Here is a 12,951-nt window from a genome sequence, read left to right on the forward strand (position 1 = left end):
CGCACTTCGAATCTGCACAGTCGACGACGAGCTGACCGAGGCTCACTTCTCGCGCGAGTCTCTGAAGGCCTGACGGCTGCCGGGCTGGAGGGCCAGCTGAAGTCTCAAAGCGCGCGGGGCCGCGCTGGTTTGCTCCCGCCTGGCCCGTCCAGGCCACACGGTTTTCTCATGAGAAAGAAAGATGTCATGTCAGGTATCAGCGGATACCGCCGGGTGAAGGACTTTACCCGGCTGACCGCCACAGAGGTCCGCGTCCTTGAGGCTGTTGCGGACGGGCTCACGAACGAGAAAAGAGCCGAGAGGCTGTCCATGGGGAAGGGCACCTACGTCGGGCACCTGACCAGCATCAGGGGCAAACTCCTGGTTTCCGGCCGGGCAGCTCAAGTACACACGGCGTATCTGAACGGGCAACTGGCCCGGACCGAAGCCGCTGACGCTCCGGCCGACTTCTCCGAAGAGGACCTGCGACTGTGGCACCTGGTCGCGACCACAACGGCGAAGGAGATCGGGCAGCGCCTCAACCTCTCCGAGCACACCACGCGAGGCAGGATCCGGGACTTGATGAAGCGGGCCGGCGCGCGCAGCGAAAGCCACCTGGTGAAGCTCGGCCGCGCCTACCGGGTCCTTGGCGCGGAGGTGACCGCACGGTGATGCGCCTGTTGGACACCACCGGCGCGGCCGCACCGCTCCTTGCCGCGGCCCTTCGCGCTCTGCTGACCACCCGGCCCGCGCTGCTGCTCCCCTTCATGCCGCCCCAGACCACGACCGCCCCGGGCATCTACGCCACGTTCCACTGTGCGCGAGCCAACACGGTGGCCAGGCCCAGCAACGTCGGCTTCCCCAGGAAGGGCGCAGCATGACCGAAGGGGTAATACTCGGAACGGACTCGGAAGCCCTGGCCTGGGTGGCGGCTTCCGGACTCAACAGAGAGGCCAAGAAAGACCTCGTTTCCTTCATCGACAACTTCCCCGGCCTGACCTTCTACCAGGAAACAGAGGGCTATCTCGATGGAATTGAAGTCAGGGATGGCGTGACGCTTCCAGGATGGCTGCGAGAGCTTCGGAGGGCACTTGCAGGTATGCGCACGTCGATGCCTGCTCGCTTCATTGAATACGATGAGGACTGCGCCAGGTTCGATCTCGTACACAAGGTCTGGTACACGTTCGCCTTGGGCGACATGGCCGGAGAAGATCACTCGCTCTTCATGGAATACGCGAAGCTCTACCCCATCGGATCCTGGACGGAAAACGATCGATCCTACCTGGCCATCAACTTGGAGGATCCACACGATCCAACCATCTATGAATTCGCTCGGGAGGATCTGCTGGACAACTTCCTCGACGGAGCGCCTTCGTATCCGGATTCGGTATTCAAGTCCTACCCCAGAACGCTTTCCCGCCTGTATCAATTTCAATCCCCGGACGGCGATTTCATACAGGCGGCGAGCATGTGAAGATCCGCCATCGACGCCGGGAAGGGGGGGTCGGAAAGGGGGAAGGTGCGGGTGCCGGACCGTGCTCTTGCCGGGGGTCTGTGCGCTCGCGCACGGTGGCTCGACGAGGCCTGGTAGACGACGGTCCCCTCGCTCAGGGCACCGCGGCGTCCGACGCGAGAAGGTGTTCGCGATTCGCGGACACCTGGGAGTGCACGGTCGGGCCTCATGGGGTTACGGGCTCTTCAGGCTGAGGTTCCCGGTCCCGGCGAGGGCGCCATAGGCTCCCGGCTATGAGAATCCCCGCGACGACTTACCTGCCCGTGGCCGCAGTGACACTCATCCTAGGGCTCACTTATGCCTGTGTAGTGGTCCCCTCCGGACGCCAGGACCACGCTAGGCAGGACGCGGTCGCGCGGACCGCCACCGACCTGTTGCACGCGCTCGGACGAGGGGACGGTTCGGCGGCGTGTGCGGTGCTGACCAGACCCGCCGCCACCTCCTTGGCCAACCGCCATGGCGCGGCCGACTGCCCCTCAGCCGTCACCTCCCTGGCCCGCCCCCTCACCGGCGAGCAACGCGATTCCATAGCTGAGGAAGAGCTGACCGAGAAGCACGTCACCCCTAGGAAGAAGGACCCGCTGATCCCCGTCAACCTGCCCGTCAATCCCTTGGGCTTCACGCAGTTCCTGGTGGCCGAGCGGAGCGGCGAGTGGCGAGTCGTCCGAGTGGACTAGCTAGCCGGTGCCTGAGCGAACGGGGTGATCGCGGTGCATCAGGAGTGCACGGAGGCAGGGCGTCGGTGATGTCGCCCGGACACTGGTGCGGGCCGACGGGACAAACCACGCACAGCAGGAGCCTTGTCGAATAGGGTCAGGCGAACACGAAGCGGAATTGATCAGCGTTCTCGCCGTTCAGCCCAAGGCGAATATGTTCTTCGCCTGATCCTTTTCTCCGCCACACAGACTGAGGGAGAACGCGGAAGGCCGCGGTCGTGAGTGGGCTGAGTGGTTCAGGACCGGTTCTCTTTGACCAGTTGGTAGGCGGGTGAGAAGAGCATGCCGGCGAGGAGGAGCCACCCGCCGGCCTGGAAGAGCGCCTGCAGACCGTGGGCCGAGTGTCCGGTGAGCGCTGGTGTGTAGCCATAGGCTGCGCACAGGATGATGAGGGCGTGCACCCACTGGGCGCCTGGCGACCAGGCAAGCTCCTGGAGAGTGTCGCCTTCCAGGCCCAGCGCGAACAGGAAGACCCAGGGAAGCATGCACAGCCCGAAAACCAGGGCAACGCCTGCCCAGACGTTTCCACCCATCAGATTCACCTTCCACTGGGTGTCCGCCAGCCGGTGCAGCTCGGAAGCGGTACCGGTAATGCCGCCCAGCGAGGGGTCCCCCCGCGACCACAGCACCGACATACGCTCACCCACGCGCGGCAGCTCGCTCCTCTCAACCCGGGCAAGGGAAAGACGTGCGGGACCATGAGGAACCGACACCACCATCTCAACCACATACCCCACGACGAGATCACGGTCATCATCGTCATACCTCTTGCGGATGACCCGAGGCTGCTCCACTACGCTGGCGTTCGCGACCTCGGCACCCGCGCGCTGAAGGGTGGCCGTCACACTGTCGCGCTCCGGCAAGGAGGGCAGGGTGACAGCGGTCATGGATGCCGCGAGGATCAGGAAGTTCACGGCCAGCCGCCGGACCTTGGCCCACCCCTCCGACCCGTCCGGCACGGCATCGAACAGGTCCCACCCCTGACGGCGGACCGCACACGAACCCTTCTCCAGGGACACACCAGCGGGTGCCGGCCGGGGCGGGCGTCTGCCATGCATGCGCCGGACCCACAACAGGACCGCCCGGACGACCGCGAAGCCGGCCGCCGCCCACACACATATGAGGACACCGGTATGCGGAGCCGGCTGATAATCGATCCCCAGAGCCCAGATAAACCCCGCAGCGCCAGCGGCGTACGCCAGGCCAGCGCTCACACGCACAGCCTGCGTCAACACGTACTGCATAGGCCCCCCTTTATGACATCAAGTGCGCCCACACCGGGCACAACACGGCACTAGTGGATCATGGAACGGGTGCCAGAGGGAGAGGGACCACGCACCCCAGTTGCCCCGGCACGCCGATACCGAGCGGCCGGTTGGCGGCCGCTCCGGGAGGCTGGCGATCTGCATCACACGGTGGGCCCTGTGGAGCCCATACCGCCACGGGAGATCGCTCTTCCTGACCCTCGAATCCCGCCCGGTCCGCGCCCGGAGAAGGTCACGGCGGCGGCGCAACAGCGGCAGCCTCACCTCCTAAGGTCATGTCCCGGGTGCTTGCCCCCACTCGCTGGTGGAGGTACTGCGGCCGGCAGGCCGGAGAACGTCGGCCCGGGGATCCGCACGCCGCACCAGGACACCACTCGCGCAGGCCGTTACGGCCAGCTGACCTGCCCATACTCGACCTGAAGTACATCCGGAACCCTGGCCTCATGGAACCTGAGAAATCCGATCCCGACCGCGCCATCCCCGAGCAGGTGCGTTTCGTGAGCCCTTGTGGCCAGCCAGCCCAGCAGCTCACCGACCTTCTCGAACTCGTCCGGGTGGATCTCCTGACGGGACATCAGCGACCAGCCCTTCCGTGGCAGGTCCGCGCGACTGGCCAGTGCCGAGCAGAGCACACCGCCCACCCGCAGTGCCGCGCCCCGCCCGGCCAGCAGCGGATAGGGATCGTCCTCAATCACCGGGGCCCCCGAGTCGTCCACCACCACGACCGGGAACTTGGTGACGATGGACAGGTGCTCCGGCCGGGGCCCGATCCCCAGATGCCAGCTCAGCTCGGCGAGCTCGTTCTCGGAGATCTCGTCCCGCAGGTCGACGGCAATCATCAGCTCATAGAGGTCACTCACCCTGTGCACCCTACGGTCGGCCACCGACAAGACGAGCGGCGCCGACAGGCTCGTCCAGTTCCGCCTCCGTGAAGCGTCCGCTGATTTCGGACACGGTGAGAAGGAAAATGGCCGATTCCGTGGAAGCCGCCATTGCTCAGGATGAGATCTCGCGCGCGGAACGCGCGGCCGCCTTGTCGGCGGCGGTCCAGGCCGCCGCAGGGGCAGTCCACGCCCCGGCAGACGTCCGCGGGTGCCGGGCAAGCACCACCTGAATCACACCTGCAAAGGGGCCCTCCGGCGGCGGTCGTGGGACCGTGGCTCACACTCTGACGACCAGCAGAAGAGACACCGGGGCGTGCTCATGAAGGGGCAAGCAGCTGCGGACACCGATTCGGCGTGCCTCACAGTGCCGGCTGAGACTGGGGCGTCAGAAAATGTCCCAACGCGTCGCGGTGTCTCCTGAACGGAGAGTGTCCAGGCGGTGTTGCAATTGCACGGTGGCCTGGGTATCTCCGGTGTCGGCTCGCCGGATGAATGGCCCCAGGGTGTGGAGGTCGCGTATGGCGATCAGGACGGGGAGTCCTTCCCAGGTGCGCGGGTCGTAGCCGTAGGCGCGGGTGAACGCGTCGAGCTCCTCGGGTAGCCGGCCGAATCGGATCCCCTGGTAGGTGTTGGCGAGGTCGAGCTCCCGTGGGCCGGTGGCCGCTTCGTCCCAGTCTCCGAGGCGGACCAGGTTGCCGTCCCACAGGGTGTTGCCCGGGTAGGCGTCTGCGTGCACGAGACCGATGCCGAGGGGGAATTCGAGATCCTGGTAGGCCCGGAGCAGGTGGTCACAGGTCTCGATGAGCCAGGCCCGTATCTCCTGTGTCAGGAAGCTGCTGCCGGTGACTGCCTGCCGGAGCGTGGCCAGTGGCTGGTAGACCGGCAGGTCGAGGGGCGGTGGCGGGAGATCGTGGAGCTGTCGCAGGAGACCGCCGAGGTGCTCGGCCGGTGGCTGCTTCCGCCGGTCTTGCGGGTAGTGGCGCCAGAAGCTGACGACGTGCTGCTCGTGGTGCACCGGCCGGTGCAGCGGTTCGACGCACGGGAAGCCCTGGCCGGCGAGCCAGCGGGTCAGGCCCGTGGCCCGCTCAATGGCTTCGCCCCTGGCCCCCGGGCTGACCCTGACGACCGTCTCCTGACCGGGGAGGAAGTAGACGGCTGTGGCATGAACACGTAGCGGGGTGAGGCCGCGTGGGTCCATTCCCAGGGCCCGGCAGGCGGCCTGGGCCGCGTCCTTGGACTGTGCTGTGGTGGTGGTCACCGCACGGACGGTACCGGGCCGGCGCTTTCGATGACCTTGTAGGCGTGCGTGAGTTCGGCCAGGTGCCGGGCGGCGGGAGTGGTGCGCAGTTGCGGCTGGCTGAGTATCGACTGGATGCGGTGGAGGCCGGTTCCCAGCTGGCGGATGCGCAGGGCGGGGGGAAGGTCTACGAGCTGTTGCAGGAGCCGGCCGGCGGAGGTGAAGTCTGCGTGCGCCAGGCGGGCGGTGATGATGTCGGTGAGGGGGAGGGCTTCGTCGCCGTAGGAGCGCTCCTCGGCGGGCCCGGCGGCGTACTGCTGGAGGGCTCGGGTGGCGTGGTATTCGGCCCGGCTGTGGTCGCCCAGGAGGCTGTAGACGGTGCCGGTGTAGTAGTCCTGTTTCGCGCGGGGGAATGTCAGGATCCCGCCGATCTCGGACAGCTCGTCCTCGACGGGCGTCTGGGCCTGGGCGGCGCGCATGGCTGTCAGGGCCACCAGGGCCCGGTCACGGTCGCCGAGGCGGGCGGCAGTACGCGCGGCAATGGCGGCGATGCGGATACGGGAATCACCCGGTGGAGCCAGGCGAGCGGCCTCCTCCGCGAAGGCGAGCGCCTGTCGCCGGCGTGGTGACCATTCGGCGAACAGGGCGTAGGTGCCGCGGGTCCAGGCGCGCAGACCGGTGTGGTCGGCCTGTTCGGCGAAGGTCCTTGCCGTCCTGAGCTGTCCCAGGGCGGAGTGCTCGTCGCCGATGTTCTGCGATGCGTGGGCGAGCAGGAGGCAGGCCGTTCCGGCCAGCCGGTAGAGCACCCGGGTCTGGGCGGGGCCCTGATGGCGCCGGAGGTGGTCGAAGATCCGGTCTCGGACCTTGATCAGGTCCTTGAACAGCGGCAGCAGCGGGGCGTGGACGTAAGCCGTGGCAAGGCGGCTCAGCTGGAGGGACAGGTACTCGAGCTCGTCGGAGTCGACCGCGCCCGATGTGATCAGTTCGACGAACTGCAAGGAGGAGTCAGCGCTGGCTGCACTGAGGGCCGACAAGCTGGTCCCACTGCCTGAAGCGGTGTCACCAGGGCACCGCTGCGCGCGGTGGCAGGCGACCGCGAGTGTTCTGGGGTCCGGGCCGGCGGGGAGCAGTGACGTCGGCGCCCCGAGGGCACGCAGGAACCCTGCGGCCTTGGCCCAGGGCATTCCGCGCCTCCCGCGCTCGAGCTGCGACCAGTAGGCCTGGCATACCCCGGCGAGGGCGGCCAGGTCTTGCTGGCGCCATCCGGAGTGCTTGCGCAGCGCCCGGCACAGGGCGCTGAAGTCCGCCGCGGCCAGGGCCTCGCGTACGTCGGGGCGGGCCCAAATATTTGAGGGCAGGGCTTTTGCGGCCTGTGGAGGCTGCCCGCGCTCCGTGTCGAGCTGGCCCTCCTGGGGCTGCTGTGTGTCCGTCATACACCACTCCCGGCGGCGCGGTACGTATCTCCTCTGCGATATTGCAGCGGTCTGCAATATCGCACACTTTGACGTGCGCAACAGCCCCTGGGGGCACGAGAGTTGCCCTCCCGGCCCGAACAGTTCGCCACCCGATACACGGGAGCTGTACGCCCCTGCCCGCAGTCCTGGCCTGCCACGCACCCGATCAGTGCACCGGACCCGCGTCACCTGATTGCGATGGGCGAGATGCGGGCCAGTTACGCCCCTACGTGAAAGGGACCGTGATGAGTACGTGCTCGCACACACCGCTGTGCCCCAGCGCGCACGCCTCCGACCGCGAGGCCGCGCACTGTACCGCCTGGTACCCCGAGCAGGGGTGGACCCTGTTATGCAACGGCCTTCTCTACTTCGAGGACACCGGGGCTCTCCTGCCGGACGGCCAGGTCATCCCGCCCACCGCCCGGTGGGCCAGCATGCGGCGGCATCCGCGTGAGCACGCCGTCCCACGGCGGCGTGCCGCTGTCCCTGGCGGACATCCCCGGTACCTGGCACCCTCTGCCCGCCGCCCGGACGACACGCCGGGCACCGCAGACACCTCTCGACCAGCGGATTCGCGTGGGCCACACGGGCCGGGCGACGGGCGGGGAATACCCGCCGTGGCTGACCTCCTGAGCCGATCGACGCAGGCGCGTACCCGCCAGGTACGCAGCGGCCCGCACGGCGGCACGACAGGCATGTCACCACCTCGCTGATCCGGAGCCCCTCGCATGAAGAACACCGACCAGCACACCCGCGCTGTCCCCACCCCGCACGACCCCGCCCGGGCGCACGGGCGCGGGCATGCCCCGGTCTACGAGATGCAGCCGGCTACCCAGGCTGACCGAAGGGCGGTCTCAGACCTGATCGCCGACCGGATCCTTCAGCTGGGCGAGGGAGCACGCGCCGGCATCGAGACCCCCGGGGCCACGGTCGTGGAGCTCCTGGGCCAAACCGAGACGGGCCGCCCCATCGTGTGGCTGCTGCGCGAGGATTCCCAGCTCCTGGGATGCATCGCGCTGCTGGGCTCCACCCCAGGGCATGGCTGGTCGGCAGAGCAGCTGGCCGAACCGGCACTGAGCGTCATAGCCCTCTTCACCGACCCCCGGTGCCGCAGCCAGGGACTGAGCCGGTTCATGGTGTGGTGGGCACTGGACTATGCGGCGCGCCTGGGTGGAGTGGACTGGCTGCGCGGCGTCGCCCGCTCCGATCGACTGATGCGCTACGCCCGTGACGACATGCACTGCGGCGGTGTGGAGACGGTGCTCCGCGGCGGCCGCCATGTCCATCTGCTCCAGCACTCTCCCCGGCGGACGCCGTCGCTCGCAGCGCTCATCGCGGAGACCACCCCCACCGCCTAACCGGGACACCCCGACGTCAGCCGCGCAACGGTCACGGCGTACGAACCAGCACCCTGTCCTGGAGGATCCCTTGTCGCCGAGCACGATGTTCCCTGACATCAACCGGTACCAGCCGCAGTGCGCCATGCCGCGGTGGGACGACAGCTGCGTCCCGGCACTGCCCAGGCGCGGCCTGGCTGACCAAGACGGCGCCGGCTTCTGGGGGATCCGGGACGCCGCTTGGGCGGGAGCCGTGTACGAAGACCTCGAGGCGGTTCTCGGCGAACACACCGCGCACACCCCTCCGGGCACAGACGAGACCCGCGAGCTCACCCTCCGTTTGCTCCCGGTCTTGCGACAGCTGGCCGGCGAGGCCCGGCTCCCGGTGGCCGCAACTGCGGGCTGCGAGGCGCACCGGGTCGCCGGACGGGCCCGGACTCTGCTGACCGTGGCCCCGCCCTCAGATCCGATACCCGCGCTCGTCTACCTCCGCCGGGTCGCGCTGGCCACCCTGGACCTCCTGGACCTCACCGGAGAACCGCGATGAGCGCGAGCAGACCCAGTGCCCCCGGGCAGCGGGCACATCACCGCCATCCCAGCGGAAGGCACCAGGCACGCCGGACCCCAGCCAGCGGCCAGGCCGGGCAGTGCGCACCGGACTTCGTCGGGCCGATTGCGGAGGAGCCGTCACGCCCTGGGCGGAGGGGCACCGGTGAGGCCTGTGCGTGCACCGTCCGTTCCCCGGCTTCCTGTTGGGAGCACCTGCCCCTCGATGTGGCGCTGGGGGCCATACGCACGTCAGGCCCACTGAACCAGGCCGCAGCGGCATCCAGGGGACTGGATCTCGTTGAGAGGGTCCTGGCGGGGCTGTGTGGGTCTCGGGCCCTGGACGCCATGTATGACGACCTCGAAGCCGTGCTGGGTGAGCATGCCGATCCGAGCGGGGCCGAGGTGGAGGAGCTCACCGGGCGGTTCCGCGAGAACCTCAGCCAGTTGGTGGCTGTCAGCCGTGGCACGGCGGCTTCGGCAGCGGGCCGAGCGCACGTCCTGCTGAGAGAGGCCCCGCCTCCGGGCTTCGGCCCGGCACGGACGTATCTGCGCCGGCTCGCCTTGATCACCTTGGCCATGCTCGATGTCCTGGACGAGGACGAGGGATGACCGATTCCCCGGTCAGGCGCTCGCTGCGCCGCCGCCACCCGCACCTCCCGACCGGTGCCGAAAATGACCACTGACCGCTGCCTTCCTTCGACGACCAGCCCACCAGCGGACCGCCACGAAGTCCCGTCGCGCAGACCGCAGGGGTCCGCCAGGCCCTGCCCATCAAGCTGCACACGGTGTGCAGCTCTATCGGAGAGGAATCATGGGGACCAGAGGGTTCAATCGAGATTTAGCGCAGCTGACCAAGACGGAGGTCAGCGTCCTCGAGCACCTGGCCGAGGGGCTCACCACTCGCGAGGTAGCCGAGACGATGGGCATCACGCCCAGGACGCTGGGCGGACACCTGGCGCACATCCGCGACAAACTGATCGTCACTGACCGGCCCGTCATGGTCCACGCCGCGTATATGGGTGAGCAGCTGCAGCGGCCCGATGCCGCCGAAGCGCCCGGCGAATTCACCCAGCGAGACCATGACCTGTGGAATCTCCTCGCCACCAAGCCGCTGCCGGAAATCGGGCAGAGCCTCAAGGTCTCCCGGCACACCGCCCGCGGCATGATCAAAGACCTGACGGTGCGGGCCGGTGCGCGCAGCGAAACCCACGTGGTCAAGCTCGGTCACGCCTACGGAATTCTCGGTGCGGAGGTGACCGCACGGTGACCCGCTGGACACGATCGGTGCAGCCGCGCCGCTCCTCGCGGCGGCCCTTCGGGCCCTGCTGGCCGTTCGCCCAACTCTGCTGCTCACTCTCATGCCGACCCAGGCCGCGGCCGACCCGGGCATCTACGCCACGTTCCATTGCGCCCAGGCCAACACGGCGGTCAAGCCCGGCAACAGCCGCTTTCCCAGGAAGGGCGCAGCATGAACGCCTTCTTACCGGGTCCGGGGCTCGGGCCAGCGCAAACCGCCCGTGCGCGCCCTGGCCCGCCGCAAGGGGCAGCCGTTTCGGCCGCGGGACAGTTGCGCGCCCTGCGTCAGCAGGTCTTCGATGCCTCTCTCGCCCCGGCGGCCGAGAGGGTGTCCGTGGTGGTCTATGCCCTCACCACTGCCCACGGTGACCCGGCGGTTCCCCTGGCCGAGGCCCAGGACTTTGCGGTCTCCCGAAGGTGGCAGGTCCGTGAGTGTTTCCACGACGCCACGGGCGATAGCGACCCCAGGACCCGGCCGGGGTGGGCCCAGGTCCGCCAGGCCCTGCTGGAGCAGCGCGCCCACGGGGTCCTCATGCCGACCCGAACCCACCTGAGCACCTGCGACCGCTTGTACAGGGCTGAGTTGTGCTGGTGCCGCGACCGCCGCGTCTTCCTGTGGCTCGTCCACCCCGAAACCGCCCTGTGACGCCCGTGATCACCCGTCCCTGTACACGGCCCCGCGTCCTCACCGGCAGCGGCCAGTCACGCGCGCGGTCGTCCCGATCAGCTCCCTGGAAGGCCACACCATGAGCAGTCCGCCACCGGCCGCCGCGCTCGTTGTCGGCGCGTACCTGCGGTACTTACGCTGCCGGGCCGACAAGGTCCAGCAGAACGCGGCCGATGCGACCGGCTGCAGCGTCGCGACGATCAGCCGGATGGAGCGCGCCGAGGCCCCGCCGCCGGAGGGGGAGCTTGTGACGCTCCTGCGTCTGTACAAGCGCTACAGCGCCTGGGAGCTTGAGGGGATCGAGCGTCTGCTGGCGCAGTCCCGGTTCCCACAGGCGTGTCATCCGGTGGGGGATGTGGCCCCCGGGCGGCTGGCCCGCTTGCTCGCTGTCGAGCGGGAGGCCATGGAGATGCGGGTCTACTCCTCCCTCATGGTGCCGGGCATGTTCCAGACGCCGGCCTACGCGCAGGCTCTGATCAGGCCGCACGGTGGGCTGATCGTCGATCCCGATCTGTCGGCCGTCACTGCCCGGCCTGTGCCACGGGGGCATCCCTCGGGGTGCCGGGTGGAGATCCTGCTGGAGGAGGCAGCTCTGCGCAGCGCGAGCTGGGGGCGGGGGGTCGTGGCAGGCCAGTGCTGGTGGCTGCGCCGTGCGGCCGGGCTGGGGCAGGTTGAGGTGCGTTTCCTCAGCCCGGAGCGGGGGCTGAGCGTGCCGGCGGGCAATCTCACGGAGCTGACCCTGCCGGGTGGTGAGGCGCTTTTCGTTCAGGAGTCGCTCGCGGTGGGCTACTCCACCGCCGGTGACGGCTCTCTGTACTCGGTGCTGGACGGCCTTTGGGCTCAAGCCGGGTCTGCGGAGGCGGGCTTGGCGTTGCTGCGCGAGATTGAGGACCGCTGCGGGGAGGAGGAGTGAGCCGGGCCCGGGGTTTTTGGCCGGTGTATCACCCGGCGGGCCTGGACCACGAGCTGCACCAGGTCCTGGAGGAGCTGGAGGTCGGCCGCTGGCTGGCCATGCGCAACCTCCTTGCCCGCGCTGAGGATCGCTGGGGATTACGCACCGCGCGGACCCAGGTGTTGGCGGCCGCGGCTGCGGGCTCGACCGTCATCCAGGAATGGGAGACCGAGGAGCGAGGCAGTGTGGATGCGGCAGTGACGCGGGCCCGCGTGATGGTGGAACGGGCTCTGCGGGCAGAGCGCCAGCGGACTGCCTACAGCTGGCAGTTGGCACAAGAGGCTCGTGCGGCGTGCGAGGCAGCCGCCCATTGTGCGCCTTCCGATCCTGTGCCGTGGGTGTCCATGCTCGCCTTGGCGCAGCTGGATCCGCGGCAGTCGCTCCGGGAGAACCGGTGGCTGCCCGCCGAGCCCACCCTCCCTCCTGGCCCGTGGCGGCTGCTGCACGGAGCAGACGAGCGTGATCAGCACAACCGCGAGGCGTATCACCGGCTGCTGGCATTCCTGTACGTGCGCCACGGCGGCTCCCCCGGCGAGGCCGTCGATTACGGGCGCTGGGTGGGGTCCTGGGCACCGGCAGGCACGGCGCTGCGGGTGCTGCCGCTGTACACCTACGCGAGGAGCTACTGGTACCGGCGCCAGCGCGGTGATGAGCTGCTGGTCCGCCAGGAGTGGACCAAGGAACACATCCTGCGTGACACCCTGCGGGCGCTGGAGGGCTGGTTCGACCACGAGGTGCAGGAGTCGTCTCCGGTCCGGTCGGTCCTCGACCTCAGCCACCTGGCTCACGCCCTCTGGGCTGCCCACCACTTCCAGGACGCGGCCAGGGTATTCACCGCGAAGGGGCCTTATGCCACAAGTGAGCCCTGGCGGTACGTCAGCGACACCCCGGACAAGTGGCGGGAGGACTTCGTGCGGGCCCGTACACAGTCCCTGTCCTACGCCCGCAACCACCCCCCGGCCGCATGACCGCCATACCCTGCCGGGCACCCCCCCCAACCCCCCTTTGCTCCCGTCTCATTCTTTCGAATCTACGCATCTGGAGGTTCTGCCGTGTCCCACTCTCACTCCCCTCATCCCCGCCCCGGCCCCGGCTCTGACGG

General features: G+C 68.6%; 16 protein-coding genes and 1 pseudogene. 13 read left to right on the forward strand and 4 right to left on the reverse strand.

Going from position 1 to position 12,951, the window contains the following annotated elements:
- Positions 1-186 precede the first annotated feature (186 nt).
- The 4 genes from AB8O64_RS01165 (at position 187) to AB8O64_RS01180 (ending at position 2,169) form a co-directional block, all read left to right on the forward strand.
- Positions 187-651 carry a LuxR C-terminal-related transcriptional regulator gene (locus tag AB8O64_RS01165; protein ID WP_370417317.1) on the forward strand — a complete coding sequence of 155 codons (465 nt, stop codon included), beginning with the start codon at positions 187-189 and terminating at the stop codon, positions 649-651.
- Positions 651-860: a hypothetical protein gene (locus AB8O64_RS01170; RefSeq protein ID WP_370417319.1), complete on the forward strand. Its 210-nt coding sequence runs from the start codon at positions 651-653 to the stop codon at positions 858-860. Before AB8O64_RS01165 ends, AB8O64_RS01170 begins: the two co-directional genes overlap by 1 nt.
- The gene (locus AB8O64_RS01175; protein WP_370417320.1) at positions 857-1,453 is read left to right on the forward strand and encodes a hypothetical protein; all 597 of its coding nucleotides are present in this window, start codon (positions 857-859) and stop codon (positions 1,451-1,453) included. Before AB8O64_RS01170 ends, AB8O64_RS01175 begins: the two co-directional genes overlap by 4 nt.
- 455 nt (positions 1,454-1,908) lie before the next feature.
- The gene (locus AB8O64_RS01180) at positions 1,909-2,169 is read left to right on the forward strand and encodes a hypothetical protein (RefSeq protein WP_370417322.1); all 261 of its coding nucleotides are present in this window, start codon (positions 1,909-1,911) and stop codon (positions 2,167-2,169) included.
- A gap of 275 nt (positions 2,170-2,444) precedes the next feature.
- Here the strand turns inward: AB8O64_RS01180 and AB8O64_RS01185 are convergent, their stop codons facing one another.
- The 4 genes from AB8O64_RS01185 to AB8O64_RS01200 all read right to left on the reverse strand — a co-directional run bounded on the left by AB8O64_RS01185 (position 2,445) and on the right by AB8O64_RS01200 (position 7,027).
- Complete coding sequence (locus AB8O64_RS01185; protein WP_370417324.1) at positions 2,445-3,452, reverse strand: hypothetical protein; 1,008 nt, start codon at positions 3,450-3,452, stop codon at positions 2,445-2,447.
- A 407-nt stretch (positions 3,453-3,859) separates the two neighbouring features.
- On the reverse strand, positions 3,860-4,333 hold the full coding sequence (locus AB8O64_RS01190) for a hypothetical protein (protein ID WP_370417326.1): 474 nt from the start codon (positions 4,331-4,333) through the stop codon (positions 3,860-3,862).
- Positions 4,334-4,742: 409 nt separating this feature from the next.
- Positions 4,743-5,615: a phosphotransferase enzyme family protein gene (locus AB8O64_RS01195; protein WP_370417328.1), complete on the reverse strand. Its 873-nt coding sequence runs from the start codon at positions 5,613-5,615 to the stop codon at positions 4,743-4,745.
- A complete protein-coding gene (locus AB8O64_RS01200) occupies positions 5,612-7,027 on the reverse strand; it encodes a helix-turn-helix domain-containing protein (protein WP_370417330.1) in 1,416 nt (471 codons plus the stop codon). Before AB8O64_RS01200 ends, AB8O64_RS01195 begins: the two co-directional genes overlap by 4 nt.
- 266 nt (positions 7,028-7,293) lie before the next feature.
- Here AB8O64_RS01200 and AB8O64_RS01205 point away from each other — a divergent pair.
- The 9 genes and pseudogenes from AB8O64_RS01205 to AB8O64_RS01245 all read left to right on the forward strand — a co-directional run.
- Positions 7,294-7,464 (forward strand): annotated as a pseudogene (locus tag AB8O64_RS01205) (DUF5999 family protein); the annotation flags it as partial.
- 34 nt (positions 7,465-7,498) lie between these two features.
- Complete coding sequence (locus AB8O64_RS01210; protein WP_370424067.1) at positions 7,499-7,681, forward strand: hypothetical protein; 183 nt, start codon at positions 7,499-7,501, stop codon at positions 7,679-7,681.
- A 95-nt stretch (positions 7,682-7,776) separates the two neighbouring features.
- Positions 7,777-8,406: a GNAT family N-acetyltransferase gene (locus AB8O64_RS01215; protein WP_370417332.1), complete on the forward strand. Its 630-nt coding sequence runs from the start codon at positions 7,777-7,779 to the stop codon at positions 8,404-8,406.
- Positions 8,407-8,476: 70 nt separating this feature from the next.
- Positions 8,477-8,932 carry a DUF6415 family natural product biosynthesis protein gene (locus tag AB8O64_RS01220; RefSeq protein ID WP_370417334.1) on the forward strand — a complete coding sequence of 152 codons (456 nt, stop codon included), beginning with the start codon at positions 8,477-8,479 and terminating at the stop codon, positions 8,930-8,932.
- Between the two features lie 347 nt (positions 8,933-9,279).
- Complete coding sequence (locus AB8O64_RS01225; protein ID WP_370417336.1) at positions 9,280-9,543, forward strand: DUF6415 family natural product biosynthesis protein; 264 nt, start codon at positions 9,280-9,282, stop codon at positions 9,541-9,543.
- Positions 9,544-9,745: 202 nt separating this feature from the next.
- A complete protein-coding gene (locus tag AB8O64_RS01230; protein ID WP_370417338.1) occupies positions 9,746-10,201 on the forward strand; it encodes a helix-turn-helix transcriptional regulator in 456 nt (151 codons plus the stop codon).
- Positions 10,202-10,501: 300 nt separating this feature from the next.
- The gene (locus tag AB8O64_RS01235; RefSeq protein ID WP_370417340.1) at positions 10,502-10,876 is read left to right on the forward strand and encodes a hypothetical protein; all 375 of its coding nucleotides are present in this window, start codon (positions 10,502-10,504) and stop codon (positions 10,874-10,876) included.
- Positions 10,877-10,976: 100 nt separating this feature from the next.
- Positions 10,977-11,810: a Scr1 family TA system antitoxin-like transcriptional regulator gene (locus AB8O64_RS01240; protein ID WP_370417342.1), complete on the forward strand. Its 834-nt coding sequence runs from the start codon at positions 10,977-10,979 to the stop codon at positions 11,808-11,810.
- Between the two features lie 23 nt (positions 11,811-11,833).
- Positions 11,834-12,817, forward strand: coding sequence for a hypothetical protein (locus AB8O64_RS01245; protein WP_370417344.1), 984 nt, complete (start codon positions 11,834-11,836; stop codon positions 12,815-12,817).
- The last annotated feature ends 134 nt before the right edge of the window (positions 12,818-12,951 follow it).

Origin of the sequence: Streptomyces sp. QH1-20, assembly GCF_041283565.1 — a bacterium.
Taxonomy (GTDB): domain Bacteria; phylum Actinomycetota; class Actinomycetes; order Streptomycetales; family Streptomycetaceae; genus Streptomyces; species Streptomyces syringius.